This is a genomic window from Mycobacterium sp. NGS35 (genome assembly GCF_059812855.1).
The window spans coordinates 66,380-83,034 of the sequence record NZ_JCALDL010000012.1 but is presented as its reverse complement, the minus strand read 5'-3'; the positions used below and the strand labels follow the sequence as shown (position 1 = coordinate 83,034).

17 protein-coding genes and 1 pseudogene are annotated in these 16,655 nt (G+C 64.8%); 4 read left to right on the top strand and 14 right to left on the bottom strand.

What is annotated here, in order from left to right:
* Positions 1-35: 35 nt before the first annotated feature.
* Positions 36-707, bottom strand: coding sequence for an MspA family porin (locus AC5Y4C_RS18025; RefSeq protein ID WP_499910001.1), 672 nt, complete (start codon positions 705-707; stop codon positions 36-38).
* Between the two features lie 298 nt (positions 708-1,005).
* Positions 1,006-1,722, bottom strand: coding sequence for an MspA family porin (locus AC5Y4C_RS18020; protein ID WP_499910000.1), 717 nt, complete (start codon positions 1,720-1,722; stop codon positions 1,006-1,008).
* 362 nt (positions 1,723-2,084) lie between these two features.
* On the opposite strand from AC5Y4C_RS18020, the gene AC5Y4C_RS18015 reads away from it, so the two are divergent.
* On the top strand, positions 2,085-2,615 hold the full coding sequence (locus AC5Y4C_RS18015; RefSeq protein WP_500008507.1) for an Rv2240c family protein: 531 nt from the start codon (positions 2,085-2,087) through the stop codon (positions 2,613-2,615).
* Between the two features lie 23 nt (positions 2,616-2,638).
* On the opposite strand, the gene AC5Y4C_RS18010 is transcribed toward AC5Y4C_RS18015, so the two are convergent.
* From AC5Y4C_RS18010 to AC5Y4C_RS18000, 3 genes are read right to left on the bottom strand one after another with little or no spacing between them, the layout of a single operon-like run.
* On the bottom strand, positions 2,639-3,391 hold the full coding sequence (locus tag AC5Y4C_RS18010) for an amino acid ABC transporter ATP-binding protein (RefSeq protein ID WP_499964106.1): 753 nt from the start codon (positions 3,389-3,391) through the stop codon (positions 2,639-2,641).
* A 5-nt stretch (positions 3,392-3,396) separates the two neighbouring features.
* Positions 3,397-4,311, bottom strand: a complete 915-nt coding sequence (locus AC5Y4C_RS18005) for an amino acid ABC transporter permease (RefSeq protein WP_499964037.1) — start codon at positions 4,309-4,311, stop codon at positions 3,397-3,399.
* Positions 4,312-4,313: 2 nt separating this feature from the next.
* Entirely contained in the window at positions 4,314-5,213 is a 900-nt protein-coding gene (locus AC5Y4C_RS18000; protein ID WP_499909994.1) for an ABC transporter substrate-binding protein, read from the bottom strand.
* 123 nt (positions 5,214-5,336) lie between these two features.
* Here AC5Y4C_RS18000 and AC5Y4C_RS17995 point away from each other — a divergent pair, with 123 nt between their 5' ends.
* From AC5Y4C_RS17995 to AC5Y4C_RS17985, 3 genes are all read left to right on the top strand, one after another.
* A complete protein-coding gene (locus AC5Y4C_RS17995; protein WP_499948927.1) occupies positions 5,337-5,714 on the top strand; it encodes an Rv1352/Rv1906c domain-containing protein in 378 nt (125 codons plus the stop codon).
* Between the two features lie 111 nt (positions 5,715-5,825).
* A complete protein-coding gene (locus AC5Y4C_RS17990; protein WP_499948924.1) occupies positions 5,826-6,437 on the top strand; it encodes an HdeD family acid-resistance protein in 612 nt (203 codons plus the stop codon).
* Positions 6,434-6,955, top strand: a complete 522-nt coding sequence (locus AC5Y4C_RS17985) for a DUF4190 domain-containing protein (protein WP_499948920.1) — start codon at positions 6,434-6,436, stop codon at positions 6,953-6,955. Before AC5Y4C_RS17990 ends, AC5Y4C_RS17985 begins: the two co-directional genes overlap by 4 nt.
* Here the strand turns inward: AC5Y4C_RS17985 and AC5Y4C_RS17980 are convergent.
* From AC5Y4C_RS17980 to trpC, 9 genes and pseudogenes are all read right to left on the bottom strand, one after another.
* Positions 6,933-8,354 (bottom strand): bifunctional lysylphosphatidylglycerol flippase/synthetase MprF, encoded by a 1,422-nt coding sequence (locus tag AC5Y4C_RS17980; protein WP_499964108.1) that lies wholly within the window; start codon positions 8,352-8,354, stop codon positions 6,933-6,935. The two genes, AC5Y4C_RS17985 and AC5Y4C_RS17980, sit on opposite strands and share 23 nt — an antisense overlap.
* A gap of 14 nt (positions 8,355-8,368) precedes the next feature.
* Positions 8,369-9,253, bottom strand: a complete 885-nt coding sequence (locus AC5Y4C_RS17975; RefSeq protein WP_499964110.1) for an acyl-CoA thioesterase II — start codon at positions 9,251-9,253, stop codon at positions 8,369-8,371.
* On the bottom strand, positions 9,249-10,667 hold the full coding sequence (pyk, locus tag AC5Y4C_RS17970) for a pyruvate kinase (protein WP_499964039.1): 1,419 nt from the start codon (positions 10,665-10,667) through the stop codon (positions 9,249-9,251). The genes AC5Y4C_RS17975 and pyk overlap by 5 nt, the downstream gene beginning before the upstream one ends.
* 78 nt (positions 10,668-10,745) lie before the next feature.
* Complete coding sequence (locus AC5Y4C_RS17965; RefSeq protein ID WP_499964041.1) at positions 10,746-11,159, bottom strand: DUF2752 domain-containing protein; 414 nt, start codon at positions 11,157-11,159, stop codon at positions 10,746-10,748.
* Positions 11,149-11,511 carry a TM2 domain-containing protein gene (locus AC5Y4C_RS17960; RefSeq protein WP_499909983.1) on the bottom strand — a complete coding sequence of 121 codons (363 nt, stop codon included), beginning with the start codon at positions 11,509-11,511 and terminating at the stop codon, positions 11,149-11,151. Before AC5Y4C_RS17960 ends, AC5Y4C_RS17965 begins: the two co-directional genes overlap by 11 nt.
* Positions 11,512-12,911: 1,400 nt before the next feature.
* A pseudogene (gene lgt, locus AC5Y4C_RS17955) lies at positions 12,912-13,767 on the bottom strand (prolipoprotein diacylglyceryl transferase); the annotation flags it as partial.
* The gene (gene trpA / locus AC5Y4C_RS17950) at positions 13,764-14,564 is read right to left on the bottom strand and encodes a tryptophan synthase subunit alpha (RefSeq protein WP_499964043.1); all 801 of its coding nucleotides are present in this window, start codon (positions 14,562-14,564) and stop codon (positions 13,764-13,766) included. The gene trpA and the pseudogene lgt, both read right to left, overlap by 4 nt.
* Complete coding sequence (trpB, locus tag AC5Y4C_RS17945; protein ID WP_499964112.1) at positions 14,557-15,828, bottom strand: tryptophan synthase subunit beta; 1,272 nt, start codon at positions 15,826-15,828, stop codon at positions 14,557-14,559. The genes trpA and trpB overlap by 8 nt, the downstream gene beginning before the upstream one ends.
* Positions 15,816-16,634 carry an indole-3-glycerol phosphate synthase TrpC gene (trpC, locus tag AC5Y4C_RS17940; protein ID WP_499909977.1) on the bottom strand — a complete coding sequence of 273 codons (819 nt, stop codon included), beginning with the start codon at positions 16,632-16,634 and terminating at the stop codon, positions 15,816-15,818. Before trpC ends, trpB begins: the two co-directional genes overlap by 13 nt.
* Between the last annotated feature and the right edge of the window lie 21 nt (positions 16,635-16,655).

Here is a 16,655-nt window from a genome sequence, read left to right as displayed (position 1 = left end):
GACCTGGTGCTTCGTCTTGTCCGGGCCATCTCGCCTCAGAAGACCTTGGCGACGCCGTAGTACGCGACCACGTCGTCGGTGTCACCGTTGGAGCTGGTCAATATCGCATAAGAGCGCAGCGATGACGCTCCAACGCAGTTGTCGATCTTGATGTGGACATCCCTCACCGTGACTCGGGTCGAGTTGCCCTTGAATTCCTTTTTGTCCACGGGAACGCTCGTCACGGTGCCGGGCCTGGGCTCGATTTCGATCTGACCCTGAATGGGGAAGTTGATTCCCGAAGTCAGACCACTGGTGGCGAGTGAGTTACTGCCGCCGATGCCGATGCTGCCGTTCAGCTTCACCTTGTCCATTTCGATGGCGCAACCGATCTGGTAGCCGACCTCGAGCGTGCCGCCTTTCGCTGAGCCCATTCCTGTCCCGGTGAAGGTGGCGCCCACCAGCCAGTCACGTGATGCCAACGACGTCGTCAGGGGCGCCACCGGCAGCTGCGTCTCGTCTTTCGCGACCACGGTCAACGTGCGCCCGTCGGTTGTGTGAGCGATGCCTGGAGGCCCCGACGGCACGGCTCCGGTGTCAGGCGGTGGTCCTGCGTCGGCGACCGGCTCCGCCGGCGGAGGCGGCGGCGGGTCCGCCAGAGCGAACGGAGCGACGCTCAGCGGGACCAGGGTGCAAGCAGCGGCCACCATGGCAAAACGATTCAACATGTCGTGTCGGCGCCTCTCATATCTCGAATCCCGTGGGATCTGTCCGTGGAATCTTCAATGGACCGGGTGTCCAAACGGTAAACGGCGCGCCAACAGTTCGCACCCGATTGCCGACCACTGCGAAGCTCGAAAAGCGCTGGAAATCATCCGAATTCGATGCGGGTATAGCACACCGGCAAACTTGTTGCATCCGGAAGGGCTGCGTTCTGCGCCACATCGAGTGGCATCCGCGCGAACAGCCGCATGCCCCCCGCCGTGGGCGAGGGGCATGCGACCCGAGGGGCGATTGCGACCGCTGTCAGACCATCTTGGTGACGCCGGTGTAGGTGACGACGTCATCGGTGTCGTCGGTGGAGCTGGTCAGCGTCGCGTAGGACCGAATGAACGACGCACCTGCGCATTGATCGAACTTGACACGCAAACCGGTGATATTGATCACCGGCGACGTGCCTTTGAACTTCTTTTTGTCGATCGGCACGATGTTCACCGTGCCGGGCTTGAGGTCGATCTTCATCTGGTACGACAGCGAGGGGTTGATGGTGACCGGGAAGATCGGCAACACACTGCTCGGACTGAGAAGCGATATGCCCGGTTGGATACCCGCCGAGACAATGCTCTCGATATCGTCCTGCGCAATGCCGCAGCCGATTTGGTATCCGGCTTCCAGCGTCCCGCCGGCGAGCTTCGGTCCACCCGAACCCGTCACCGATCCGGTGAACGTTCCGTCGACGAGGTACTCGCGAGAGGTCGGCGCGCCGGTCAGCGGCGCCACCGGCTCCATCGACTCGTTCTTGCCGACGACCGTCAGGGTGTAGCCGTCAGGGGTTTTCAGCACTCCGGGTGGAGCAGACGGCACGGGACCGGCAGGGCCCGGGCCGCCGGGCTCGCCGGGCGGTGGAGCGGTGTCGGCGGCCGGCACAACGGGTGCGGGGGGTGGGTCGGCAAGAGCGAGTGGAGCCGTCCCGACCGGGACCAGCAGGCTAACGGCAGCCAGCGTGGCAAATCGATTCAACATGTCGTGGTGGCGCCTCTCATCATCTGAATCCCCATGGCATCTGTCCCGGGAATCTTCGATGGGCCGGGTGTCCAAACGGTAAACGGTGCGTCAACAGTTCGCGCCCGGTTACCAACTACTGAGCATGCAAGATACGCCACGTCGGCTGGCGTGAAATGCCCGGAAATCGCAGCGCTCAGCAAGGCTCGCGGGATAAGGCCGCGGCGCCCTGTCTGCACTCGCTCACCCCCGGCCATCCGCTGTTTGATTTCTGTTCACGATGCGGACAGTTGGCGCCCGCACCATTTCACCTCGACCTAGCCTTGAGACGTTCGAGTCTCTGGAAGGAAATGATGAAGTCATCACGAGTACGCGGACAGGGATTGGCCGCTACCCTCTTGGCGCTCGGTGTCGGCCTATCGGTCGCACCCTGCGCCGTTGCAGACCCAGCCGCGGCCGACGAGCCCCACCCCACGTTGCCGGGTTCGACGATCGCCGCCCCGGCTGCCGCCCCTCCGATCGCCGACGGTGCCGATGCGGCCGCCGCGGACGCCTGCCGGCAGTTCTCGACTGCGTGGAACTACGCCGCGGTCAACTACGAAGACTTCGCGTACGCCACCGCAGGCAATGGCAACCTGGTGAATTACCAGGATCCCGAAGTCTCGGACTCCAATGTCGTCGGCCGGACGGCATTGCGGCAAGCCGCCGCGGTGGCGCTAAACGCTTCGGCCACACCGGGATTGGCGCCGGAGATCGCAGACCCGATGCGAAAGTGGTCGCTGAACGCCGCGCGGCTGGTCCTCACCATGGGGCTGCGCGGCGGCGGCGACGCGCTCAACTCGGCCGCGTCCAGCCTCAACAACGACGCTCATGAGGTCCAGCTGGCGTGCGCGGCGGCCGGTGCCCGCGCCTGATCCAGTATCTCTACGGGACAGCATCACAACAGCTTGGACAAAAACGCTTGGGTGCGTTGATGTTTAGGTGAGGCGAGCACCTCGCGTGGGTTGCCGCTCTCCACGATCACGCCTTCGTCCATGAACACCAGTTGATCGGCGACCTCACGTGCGAAGCCCATCTCGTGGGTAACCACCAGCATCGTCATGCCCCCACGCGCGAGGTCTCGCATCACAGAAAGCACCTCGCCCACGAGCTCGGGGTCCAGCGCCGAAGTCGGCTCGTCGAACAGCATCAACTTCGGGTCCATGGCCAGTGCCCGGGCGATCGCGACGCGCTGCTGCTGTCCACCCGACAGCTGCGCCGGATAGGCGTCGGCTTTGTCGGAAAGCCCAACCCGGTCCAGCAACTCGCGTGCCCGGTTCACCGCGACGTCCTTCTTCACCTTCTTGACGTGGATGGGTGCCTCGACGATGTTCTGCAGCGCGGTGCGGTGCGGGAAAAGGTTGAAGTGCTGGAACACCATTCCGACGTCGCGGCGTTGCTTGGCCGCCTCACGCGGCGCCAACTCGTGCAGCTTGCCGCCCTTCTCCCGATACCCCACCAGCTGACCGTCCACGTAGAGCCGGCCCGCGGTGATGTTCTCGAGGTGGTTGATGCAGCGCAGAAACGTCGACTTGCCCGAGCCGGACGGACCGACGATGCACAACACCTGCCCGCGCTCGACCGTCAGCGTCACACCCTTGAGCACCTCGAGCGCACCGAAGCTCTTACACACCTGCTCGGCGACCACCATCGCCGTCATACGTGCTCCTCGAATGCGCGCTTGGCCTGCGCGAGCGCCTCGAGTTGCTTGGAGGTGAGCTTGCGTGACGCCCCCCGCGAGAAGTACCGCTCCAGGTAGTGCTGCCCCACCATCAGCACGCTGGTAATGGCCAGGTACCACGTCGCCGCCACGAGCAGCAGCGGAATCGGTTGAAACAGCGCCAAGCCGATGTCATGGGCGCGGCCATACAACTCGAGGGTGTACGGCACGGCGATCACCAGCGACGTGGTCTTCAGCATGCTGATGACCTCGTTTCCCGTAGGCGGGATGATCACGCGCATGGCCTGGGGAAGCACGGTGCGGCGCATCGTCATCCACCACGACATCCCCAACGCGATCGACGCCTCCGTTTGGCCTTCGGGCACCGAATTGATGCCGGCCCGGATGATTTCGGCCATATAGGCCGCCTCGTTGAGCCCCAGCCCGATGACCGCCATCACGAAGTAGAACGAGAAGTTCTGCAATGTGAAGTGGAAGAACGTCGGCCCCCACGGGATACCAACTTGGATGTTCTTGTACAGCACCGGAAAAAGGCCCCAAAACACCAATTGGACGTACACCGGGGTGCCGCGGAAGATCCAGATGTACACCCAGGACACCGACCGCAGCACCGGGTTGGGCGACAACCGCATCACGGCCAGGGTCACGCCCAGTACCACGGCCAACACCATCGACAGGATCGTCAGCTGGATCGTGTTCCACGCTGCAATCGAAATCCGTTGATCGAAAAGGTATTTCGCGTACGTGGACCAGTAATAGGCCGGGTTGGTGGCGGCTCCCCACAAGAACAGCGCCACCAGCACGGCGATGACGATGGCTGTCACCCACCGCCACGGATGCCGCAGCGGCACGGCATCGATGGCAGGCGGTGGCGATGCCTCGGCGGCCACGATCAGCCGACTGCGCCGTTGATCACCGGCTTGTCGATCGCGCCGGTGTGGGCGCCCCAATTGTCCAGGATCTTCTTGTAATCACCGGTCTGGATCACGTGCTCGAGTGCCCTCAACAGCGCCTGTCCCAGCGGCGAGCCCTTCGGCACCGCCCAGCCGTACGGGGCTGACTGGAACAGCTCACCGGCTGCCTCCAGCTTGCCGCCGCTCTGCTTGATCGCCCACGCGGTGACCGGGGAATCGGCTGTCATGGCGTCGGTTTGGCCCAACATCACTGCATTGGTCGCCGCGTCCTGGCCGTCGAACTTCAGCACGTTGATCGGCGGCTGACCCTTCTTGAGGCAGTCAGCGTTCTTGGCCGGCAGCTCTTCGGTGTCTTGCACGGTGCCCGTCTGCACCGCCACCTTCTTCCCGCACGCGTTGTTGGGGTCGATCGGCGCGCCGGGACGTTGCGCCCAAAGCGATCCGGCGCGGAAGTAGTCGACGAAGTCGACCTGCTGCTCGCGTTCCTTGTTGTCCGTGAACGACGACATCCCCATGTCATAGGTGCCGCCCTGGATCGACGGAATGATCTTGTCGAAAGCCGATGCCCGGTACTCGGGGGTGACACCAAGCACCGCTGCGACGGCATTGAGCAGGTCGACGTCGAAGCCGATGATGTTGCCGTTGGCGTCCTTGAATTCGTTGGGCGCGTAAGTGGGATCGGTGCCGACGACGATCTTGCCCGCGTTCTTGATCTTGTCCGGCAACAGGTTGGCGATCTCGTCGACCTTGGCCGGCTTCACCGACGTGGTCGATCCGCCCGGCCCGGAGCTTTCCGTGTTGCTGGTACAGCCGGTGAGGGCCAGGGCCGCGGAGACGACGATCGCTCCGGCCACCAGCCATGCGCGTGATCTCCTCATTGCCTCTCTTTTCGGTCGGGGCCGTCGACCACCTGACGTCGACGACGGCGGGAGCCAGTACGTGAACACTAGCGGGGTGAACGTTTTCCAGCCCGCAAAGCGGGTGATGTACCGTCTTGCGCCGTGAACGGGCTGCGAGCCGTGGGCTTCATCGGTGCCGCCTCCTTGCTCCTGGTCGGTGGGCCCTCACTTCTCGCAGGCGAATCGGCCGGTCCTGCGCGTCAAGCCACCGCCGAACCGGTGACCGATGGCACTTACACCATCGGCAAGGACATTCCCGCCGGAAGGTGGCACACCGACGGGCCGCGAAGCGTCAACGCCGTGGGTATGGCGGCAACGGTGCGGTGCGGATGGCGGATCGGGTGGCCTCAGCTCGACCACGGAGTGCAGACAATGGCCGCGATCATTCACCGAAGCAATTCGGGCGCCACGGACGTTGTGTTAGGTCCCGACGGGGCAGTGTTCGAAACGAAGGGTTGCAAGGCCTGGCGTCCGCGCTAAATGCCGTTCGGCCATGCCGAGCAACGCATTCGATGCGTGCCATTGACTCGACGTGTTGACCGCGACGGCGAAATGCTCACCGGCCGACTGGGCCTGTGGAACACTTCACGCATGACTGCTCCCCAACGCCCGAAGCTGCTCAAACATCTCTGGTGGACGACGCTGATCTCCGGCATCGCGTCGCTGATTGTCGGTGTTCTCGTCCTCTGGTGGCCCGGCAAGACGATCCTCGTAGCCGCGATTCTGTTGGGTGCCTATTTGCTTGTCAGCGGTATCTTCCAAGTGTTCTTCGCACTCACCCTGCATATTTCAGCGGGCGGCAGGGTCTTACTGTTCATCAGCGGTGCGGCCGCTCTCATTCTCGGCATTCTGGCTTTCCGTCATTTCGGTACAGATGAAGCGACTGCTGTTCTGCTGCTGGCCATCTGGATCGCGGTGGGTTTCATCTTCCGTGGTGTCGCGACAACAACCTCGGCGATCAGCGATCCGGGCATGCCCGGCCGCGGCTGGGAGATCTTCTTCGGCATCGTCAGCATCATCGCGGGCATCGTCGTGATGGCTTCTCCGTTCCGCTCGCTCGTCATCTTGGCTCTGGTGACCGGCATTTGGCTCATCGTGATGGGTGTGTTCGAGATCGTGTCAGCCTTCGGAATCCGTAAGGCCTCGAAGAGGGTCGACGAATTCGTCGAACGACGTGTCACCGCGGAAGGAACGAACGCATGACGGAGCCGAACCAGCCGGAAACACCGCCCCCGGGACAGTACGGCGGATATCCGCAACAGGGACAGTACGGCGAGTATCCGCCGCCGCCGCCGATGCCCTACGCCGGTCAGGCCCCGCCGCCTGTCCCGCCCCGAAACGGGCTCGGCACTGCGGCGTTGGTGCTGGCGATCATCGGCTTGCTGTCGTGCTGGAGCGTCGTCGGGGGCGTCATCCTCGGCATCATCGCCGTGATCCTGGGGTTCGTCGGGCGCGGCCGCGTCAACCGCGGGGAAGCGAACAACGGGGGCGTCGCGCTGGCCGGCATCATCCTGGGATTCCTGTCGATCGTGGCCGCGCTGGCATTCCTTGCCATCTACGCGGTCGTCGGCGTCGCGATTTTCAAAGAGGGTGGCGGCAAGGACTTCATGGACTGCATGAACAAGGCAGGCAACGATACGAGCGCACAGCAGCAGTGCGAGGACCAGTTCCGCGAGAGCTTGGAGACCAAGTACAGCGTCACGCTGACGAACACGCCGTGAGCTCGAGCCGACGCCTGCGCGGCATGAACTCCAGCGACAACAGCACCACAGCCGCCGGCAGCACGTGCCGCAGTGACAGCAGCACGAATCGCCGCTGTCCGAGCGCGTGGAACTTGCGCAGATACCGGTACAGCGACTCCAGCGCGATCAGCGAATCCAGCAGGTGGATCGCCTGGTAGACGACGTCTTGGAGCCAGTTGCGGTTCTTGTTGTCGAAGACTTCCGGGAATGCTGCGAAGGCGAGCGAAACCCGTTCTGCCTCAAGGGCTTTACCTTGCAGCACCATGTCGACGCTGAGCCGTTCGTCGATGCCGTTGGGCGCTCCTGGACGACGCCACGGCACATCGAGGGTGATGTCACTGCCGCCGCCGGCCGTCGCGTAGCGGTGGAAACCCTGCACCTGCCCGTCACGGTCACGGGCGACGATCAACTGGATGCCGGGATACCGGCGCTCGAGTGCGCCGTCGAGAATCATCGAGAAGCCCCGCTCGGTACGCGCACCGCTGTGCGAAGCGATCAACACCTCTGCCAGCTCCGCTTGCAGCGCGTCGTCGAGATCCTGCTCGGCGACAACTTCGGTGGTGATGCCGAAGTTGTGAGTACGCTGCACGGCTTGGCGCAGATTCCGGTACTTGCGTCCCACCATGTCGAAGTTCTGCACGTCGATGACGACATCGCGCCCGATCGGCACACTGCGCATCCGTTGGCCCACCACCGCGTCATTGCGCCACAGCGGCAACCGCCGCTCGCTGCAGCCGAGCACGATGATCCGCCAGCCCCTGGTGTGGCACATCGCGACGAAGTCGGCGATCAGCTGGGGAAATTGGCTTTCGTCGCCGAGCGGATCCCCGCTGACCGTAGCGAATCCGATGCGGGTGCGGTACGCGATCGCCGCCGTCCCGTCGACGTTAAAGAAGTAGCTCTTCTGGGTCTGCATCGCGAAAGGTGCGAGCGGGTCGCCTTCGGTGGCGTTGATCAGCCGCCACACGTGGGGAAGGTCGTCCGGCTGCGGTCGCGACGCCGTGGGCCACATCAGGACCCAGCCGGCGCCGGCGACCAGCACATTGCCCAGCACGCCGAACGACAGCAGATGCGCACCGAAGCCGACGAGCAGCACCACCATTGCGGCTGTCGCGTGCGCTGTGGTCACGGGGCGGCCCAGGAAGATGCCGCGCGCGATCAGCGCGACAGTGGTCAAGATCACCAATGACCACGCCAGGCGGCCGGATGCCGCCCAGTCGGCGTGGTGGTAGTCATGGGCGAGTAACACCACGAGCCAGCAGAACAAGCTGAGAACAGCCAGCGCGCCGATCCACCGTGCCGCCGGCCTGTCGACACTGACGACAACGCGTTCGCGGGCGCGTACTTTCGCGACTTTGACCAGCTGTGTCACCACCAGAAGATTACCCGCTGTCAGCGCGGTGATCCGGGGAAATACTTCACGATGCCCTCCTGCACGACGGTGGCGAGCACCGCACCACCGTGGTTGAAGAAGTGGCCGGTGCCCAGGCCGCGCGAATTCGCCGCGACAGGGGAAGTCGTCGAATACAACACCCAGTCGTCGAAGTTGACTTGGCGGTGGAACCACACTGAGTGGTTGACGGTGACTGCGAAGATGCGGTCGAATCCCCACGACAATCCGTGGGTGGTGATAATCGAGTCCAAAATCGTGGTGTCCGAGGCGTACACCATGGCCGCCGCATGCAGTGTCGGATCTTCGGGCAGCTTGCCGTGGGCTTTCATCCAGACGCGGTTGTGCGGCAGCCGGCCCTTCTTCCTGCGCATCACCCATGCCGGGTCGTTGGCGTAACGCCACTCGATCGGTCGCAATGCGTTGACGAATCCCGGGACGGTGTCCTCGTAGCCGCGCAGGTATTCCTCGATGGGCGGCAACGTGTTCGGGTCCGGCACCTGCGGAGGCTCGACGCCATGCTCCAGCCCCCGACCGCCGGATAGATACGAAAGCATCACGGAGGCAAGCAGATTGCCGTTCTGCGTGGCATCGACGCGCCGATTGGCGAATCGGCGTTCGTCGCGCAGGTTGACTACCCGGTACTCGATGTCGGCAGTCGGGTCGCCGCCGTTGATGAAGGTAGCGGTCAGCGCCGCGAGCGGCAGATGCGATGTGACGGTGCCGGTGCCGGCGATCAGGGATTGCGCCATCATCTGACCGCCGAACGTGCGGACCGGGGTCTTGCTGGGGTGGGAGCCGAGGAAAGTATGGTCGTCGACGCGCGTCAGATCGAGCGTGGCCAGGAGCTGGTCGAAATCGCTGCGGCGCTCGTCTGCTGAGCTAATGGTCGTCCTCTCCGATCCGGTGGACGTGGATGAGGTTGGTGGAGCCCACCGTGCCCGGTGGGGCGCCTGCAACGATCACCACAAGATCGCCTCGCTTGTAGCGGCCCAACTCGAGCAGCGACTTGTCCACCACGCGGATCATGTCGTCGGTGGTGTGCATGTGCGGCACGATGAATGTCTCTGTGCCCCAGGTGAGCGCAAGCTGGCTGCGCACTTCCGGGCGATCGGTGAAGGCCAGCAACGGCAGTGGTGTGTGCAGGCGGGCTAGGCGACGCACCGTGTCTCCGGACTGGGTGAATGCCACCAGCGCTTTGGCGTCGAGGCGTTCGCCGATGTCGCGGGCGGCGTAGGAGATGACGCCGCGTTTGGTGCGCGGTACATGGGTCAGCGGAGGCGCGGCCGTCGAATTCTGTTCGACCGCAGTGATGATTCGCGCCATCGTCTTGACGGCCTCCACCGGGTGCTTGCCCACCGACGTCTCCCCCGACATCATCAGCGCGTCGGCTCCGTCGAGCACGGCGTTGGCGACGTCGGACGCCTCGGCGCGGGTGGGCCGCAGGTTTTCCACCATCGACTCGAGCATCTGGGTCGCGACGATCACGGGTTTGGCGTTCTCCCTTGCCATTTGGATCGCCCGCTTCTGCACCAGCGGCACTTCCTCGAGCGGCAGCTCCACACCGAGATCGCCACGAGCGACCATCACCGCGTCGAAAGCCAGCACGATCGCTTCGAGATTGTCGATGGCTTCGGGCTTTTCGAGCTTGGCGATCACCGGCACCCGTCGGCCGACACGGTCCATCACGTCGTGAACGAGTTCGATGTCGGCGGGCGACCGCACGAACGACAGCGCCACCAGATCGACACCGAGCTCCAACGCGAATTCGAGGTCGTCGACGTCCTTGTCGGACAGTGCGGGCACCGACACGTTCATGCCCGGAAGCGACAGGCCTTTGTTGTTGGATACCGGGCCGCCCTCGGTGACGGTGCACACCACGTCGTTGCCGTCGATGCGTTCGACGACGAGCACCACCTTGCCGTCGTCGACCAGCAGCCGGTCCCCCGGCGCGGCGTCGTGGGCGAGCTGTTTGTACGTCGTCGACACCCGGTCGTGGGTGCCGTCGCATTCCTCGACGGTGATCCGCACCGTGTCACCGCTTTGCCAGAACGCGTGGCCCGCGGCGAAGCGGCCCAACCGGATCTTCGGTCCCTGTAGGTCGGCCAGCACGCCCACGGCTCGGCCAGTGACGTCTGAAGCGGCTCGGACGCGGTCGTAGACGGCCTTGTGGTCGGCATGGTCGCCGTGACTGAAATTCATACGGGCAACGTCCATGCCGGCCTTGACCAGAGCTCGCACCACCTCGTCGGAACTGCTGGCGGGGCCAAGTGTGCAGACGATCTTCCCGCGTCTATTCACGAATTCCGAGCATAGTCCTTGGCCCCGTTAGCCGACGGGAAGCAGAACGGTTGACAGCCGCGCCGGCGTGAGCGGGTGCTATGCGCGGTAGATCGTCGGGACCAGCGGGAAGCCGGGTACGTTGCGGATCAGGGTCCAGGACAACACAAGAGCGGTGAGGACCGCGATGACTGTGACCGTCATCGCTGGTCTTCCAGTGCGGCGGCGCCACAGGAACCACGCAAGAAGCGCCGGGATGCCGACGAGCAGAAAGACGTTGTCGACGACGGCTGCCGACAGGTCCGCGTGGAGCAGGTCGTGCGTCATGCGCAGGCCGCCACAAGCCGGGCAGTTCCATCCGGTGAGAAGTTTGAACGGGCATGGCGGGAACAGCGAGCCGGCGCGGTGCGGGTCGTTGAGACCGGTATAGACCATCGCCGCGGTGAACCCGGCGCCCGCCGCGATTGCTGCCGAGGCCCGGCCTATGGAGATCTGCTTAGAGCTAGGTGCCATCGCGCAGTGGCCGGCCCTGTGGATCGCGGACGTTGTCGGTGAGGATCAGGATCGCGTCGATGATGCCCCAGATCCACGCACCCACACCGAGGGTCACGAGACCGACGATCAACTGCACGACGCCGAGGCCGACCTGGCCGAGGTACATGCGGCCGATGCCTGCGACGCCGATGATGCCGAGTAGCTGCAGCAGCCCTGCGGTGAGCTTCGACTTGTCGGAGTAGGGCTCACCTGTGACGGGGTGGCGGCCGTAAGGCGCGGCGGGGTCTACACCGGGATATGGCGGCGGATAGGGGTATCCGGCGGGCGGCGGAGTCGCTTGCTCGCTGCGGCCGAACTGCGGATCGGTCATGGGCCCAGCATGCCACTCGGTGCTCTTGCCGTGGTGCGTGTTTGGCGCGAGGTTCGACGTTTAGACACCGGCGTCGGCCGCATCAGTCACATAGGCACCAGTCCAGAGCCTGTCTGGGCGACCCATGAGAGGGCGCTATCTGGTGCGGCTCCTGAATCTGGGCAGTCGCCACCGCCGTGCTCGACCGGCTGCAGGCTCACGAGCAGGCTTTCCGTCCGCGGCACTTTGCTCACGCTCTGCGCCCTCCGAAGGCTCGGAAAGTTCCCCGGTATCAGAAACTTTCGAGTCTGTACCGTCCGGTTCGTCGGATTCGGGTGACGTGTCACTGGGTTCTTCGACAGCTTGCTCTGGTTGCTCCTGCACAGCAGGCTCGGCCACCTCGTCGGCGGCCTCTTCATCAGCGGCGACCTCAGGCTCAGCCGGTTCGACGTCCGTGTGCTCACCGGCGCCCGCTTCTTCGACGGGCTCTTCAGCCGCGACCTCGTCGGCGTTCTCTTCATCAGCGACGACCTCAGGCTCAGCCGGTTCGACGTCCGATTGCTCAACGGCGCCCGCTTCTTCGACGGGCTCTTCAGCCGCGGCCTCGTCGGCGTCCTCTTCATCAGCGACAGCCGGTTCGACGTCCGTGTGCTCAACGGCGCCCACTTCTTCGACGGGCTCTCCAGCCGCGGCCTCGTCGGCGTCCTCTTCATCAGCGGCGACCTCAGGCTCAGCCGATTCAACGTCCGACTGCTCAACGGCGCCCGCCTCTTCGACGGGCTCTTCAGCCGCGGCCTCACCCACAGGCTCCGACGCGCTGTCGACGGCCTCTTCATCAGCCACGACCTCTGGCTCAGCCGCTTCGACGTCCGATTGCTCAACAGCGCCCGCTTCTTCGACGGGCTCTTCAGAAGCGGCCTCAACTCCCTCTGGCTCGACCGCACCTTCAGTAGCGTCTTCATCAGCGAGAACCTCGGGCTCAGCCGCTTCGACGTCCGACTGCTCAACCGCGCCTGCCTCTTCGACGGGCTCTCCAGCCGCGGCCTCACCCACAGGCTCCGCCGCGCTGTCGACGGCCTCCTTATCAGCGACGATCTCTGGCTCGGCCAGGTCCTCGACCGGCTCTTCGTGCTCGGCGGCCTGAGGCTTTGCAGGCGCCTCCTCGATAGCCGGCTCAGAAGTGGCCTCCGTGATGGACTCCCGATCAGCTGGAGCGCCGTCTGCCTGCTCGTCCTCGCGGGCCCGGTCCGAGTCTTCGTCCTCAGCCGCGACGATCGTGCCCGCCACCACACCGGTCGTCGCGGCCGCAGCCGCAAGCTCTTTGGTCCACTCGACCAACGCCGAATCCTCCGACGACGCCGGAACTTCGGTCGCTTCCTCTTCGGCCTCGACCGGCGGCTTTTGCTGCTCTTCACGCGGCTTGCCAGAAAGAGCCGCCGGGTCCTCGCGGCCCTTCGGCGCAGCCATGATGTACACCACCGCGCCGATGAACACGAACGTCGACGTGAACAAGTTGATCCGGATTCCGGCGATCAGCGTGGCCGTGTCGTCACGCAGCAACTCGACCCCGAACCGGCCGACGCAGTAGGCCGCCACATACAGCGCGAACAAGCGTCCGTGTCCGAGCTTGAACCGCCGGTCCGCGACGATCAGCAGCCCGAAAACCAAGATGTTCCAGATCAACTCGTAGAGGAACGTCGGTTGCACCACCTTCTCGACGAGGCCGGTCGACACGCCGTTGAGGTAATCCACCGCACCCGACGCGTCGCGGCGCTCGTAGATCCGCAATCCCCACGGCAACGTGGTCTCGCGTCCGTACAGCTCCTGATTGAAGTAGTTGCCCAACCGGCCGATCGCCTGGGCCAGGATGATCCCCGGCGCAATCGCGTCGCCGAAGGCGGGCAACGGAATCCCGCGCCGTCGGCAACCAATCCACGCACCCACTGCGCCTAGCGCAACCGCACCCCAAATGCCCAGGCCGCCGTCCCAAATACGGAGCGCCGCAACAAATCCCAAACCCTCGTCGCCGAAATAGGTGCGCCAATCTGTCATCACGTGATACAGCCGGCCACCGACCAGCCCGAACGGCACCGCCCATAAGGCGATGTCGTAAACGACGCCCGGTTCTCCTCCGCGTGCCACCCAGCGACGATCACCGATGACCAGCGCGACGACGATGCCGACGATGATGAACAACGCGTAGGCACGAATAGGAAGGGGACCCAGATGCCACACACCTTGCGGTGGGCTCGGGAACGAAGCCAGATAACTCGTCACGCGGAAATCCTCTGTCGCACGCCGTCTGCCAATTCCTCTGTGAGTTCACGGACCTTCGCGATTCCACCGTCACCCAGCGCGGACACCAGCGCCGACCCTACGATCACTCCGTCGGCGTAAGAGGCGATCTCGGCCGCTTGCTCGCGGGAGCGCACGCCGAGTCCGACGCCGACGGGGATGTCGGACACTTCCTTCACTCGGCGCACTAACTCCGGGGCGGTGTTCGACACGACGTCTCGCGCCCCGGTGACACCCATCGTCGACGCGGCGTAGACAAATCCCCGGGACGCCTGAACCGTCGCGGCCAGCCGTTGCGGCGTCGACGACGGCGCCACCAAGAAGATGCGATCCAACCGGTGCTCATCGGATGCGGCCAGCCACTGTGCCGCTTCGTCGGGGATCAAATCAGGTGTGATCATCCCGAACCCGCCCGCCCCGGCCAAGTCCCGGGCGAACGCGTCGACACCATAGCGCAGCACCGGGTTCCAGTACGTCATCACCACCGCACGGCCACCGGCATCGCTGACCGCTTCGACGGCGCGCAGCGAGTCCCGCACTCGCACCCCTTCGCGCAGCGCAACCTCCGTCGCCTTCGCAATCGTCGGGCCGTCCATGCCCGGATCCGAATAGGGCACCCCGACTTCGACGATGTCGCAACCACTTTCAACTAGTGCCCGGATGGCGTCCAGCGACGTCGGCACGTCGGGGTAGCCCGTCGGCAGGTATCCGATCAGTGCCGCCCGGTCATGCTGCCGACACGAGTCGAACAGTTCGGTCAGCCGGGCTTGCTCAGCCACGGACGCCGCCCTCGTCGTCGAGCAGCCCGAACCATTTCGCGGCAGTGGCGACGTCTTTGTCGCCGCGCCCGGACAGGTTCACGACGACGATCCCACCGCGGCCAATCTCGGCCGCCAATGGAAGCGTTCCCGCCACCGCATGTGCCGACTCGATCGCCGGGATGATGCCTTCCGTGCGGCACAGCAGCCGGAACGCGTCCATGGCCTCGGTGTCGGTGATCGGGCGGTATTCGGCTCGGCCGATGTCCTTCAACAACGCGTGCTCCGGGCCCACCCCGGGGTAGTCCAAACCCGCTGAAATCGAATGGCTTTCGATGGTCTGCCCATCTTCGTCCTGCAGCAGATACGAGTAGGAGCCTTGGAAGGCACCCGGTGAGCCACCGGTGAAAGTGGCTGCATGCCTTCCGGTTTCGACACCATCACCGGCGGCTTCGAAGCCGAGCAGCCGCACGCCCGGGTCGTCGATGAACGCGTGGAATATGCCGATCGCGTTCGAGCCACCGCCCACGCAGGCCGTGACGGCGTCGGGTAAGCGGCCGGCCTGAGCCAGGATCTGCGCGCGGGTCTCCAATCCGATCACCCGCTGAAAGTCGCGGACCATCATAGGAAACGGGTGCGGTCCAGCTGCCGTACCGAAGCAGTAGTAGGTCCGCTCAGCATTGGTCACCCAGTCGCGGAACGCCTCGTTGATCGCGTCCTTCAACGTCTGCGAACCGGACGTCACGGACACCACCTCAGCGCCCAGAAGCCGCATCCGCGCAACGTTCAAAGCCTGTCGGGCCGTGTCGACGGCGCCCATGTAGATCACGCACTCCAGCCCAAGCAGTGCGCAGGCCGTCGCGGTGGCGACCCCGTGCGAACCCGCACCGGTCTCGGCGATCACCCGTGTCTTGCCCATTTGCTGTGCCAGCAGCGCTTGACCCAGCACGTTGTTGATCTTGTGAGAACCGGTGTGGTTCAGGTCTTCTCGCTTGAGATAGATTGTCGCGCCGCCGGCATGCTCGCTGAGCCGACGGGCTTCGTACAGAGGCGACGGCCGCCCGCTGTAGTGGGTTTGCAGACGGTCTAAGGTGTCGAGGAATTCCTGGTCGGTGCGTGCTTTTTCGTACGCGGCGGTGACCTCTTCGATCACCGCCATCAGCGCCTCAGGCACGAATCGGCCGCCGTAGACACCGAAATGGCCGCGCGCGTCTGGGTCGTGGGCAGTCGGCTCGGCGACGGCCGCACTGGACCGAGGTAGTTCCGGGCTGCTCACCGAGCCGATTTCGGGCACGACGGGTGGGTGCCGGCCGTCACGAGATCCGCTACCGCGCTTCGCGGATCACCACTGGTCACCAACCCTTCGCCGACGAGCACAGCGTCTGCACCCGCGCCGGCGTAGGCCAGCAGGTCGGCGGTGCCGCGGACGCCCGACTCGGCGATGCGAATAACGTTCGACGGCAGGCCGGGCGCGATCCGCGCAAAGCAATCCCGATCGACCTTGAGAGTCTTGAGATCTCGCGCGTTGACGCCGATCACCTTGGCGCCTGCCTGCAGCGCCCGGTCGGCCTCTTCTTCGGTGTGCACCTCGACCAGAGCAGTCATGCCCAGCGATTCGGTGCGGTCGAGCATCGCCGCCAATGCGGGCTGATCCAGCGCCGCGACGATCAGCAGCAGCATGTCGGCGCCGTGTGCGCGTGCCTCATGGATCTGGTAGGGACGAACAATAAAGTCCTTGCGCAGCACCGGAATTGACACCGCAGCGCGTACCGCGTCGAGGTCCTCCAGCGAGCCGTGAAACCGGCGCTGCTCGGTGAGCACGCTGACGATGCGTGCGCCACCTTCCTCGTATGCACGGGCCAGCTTCGCCGGATCGGCGATCGAAGCCAATTCGCCACGTGACGGACTGGCGCGCTTGACTTCGGCGATCACACCGATGCCGGGCTCACGCAGCGCTGCCATCACGTCGAGCGGCGGCGGCGCATCCTTGGCTTTGGCCTTTACTTCGGCCAGCGGGACGACGGCTTCACGAGCGGCAACATCGGCGCGAACTCCCTCCAGAATGGAGTCGAGCACCGTCGCCGAACTCATGGCCCTGTCGACTCCCTCCTG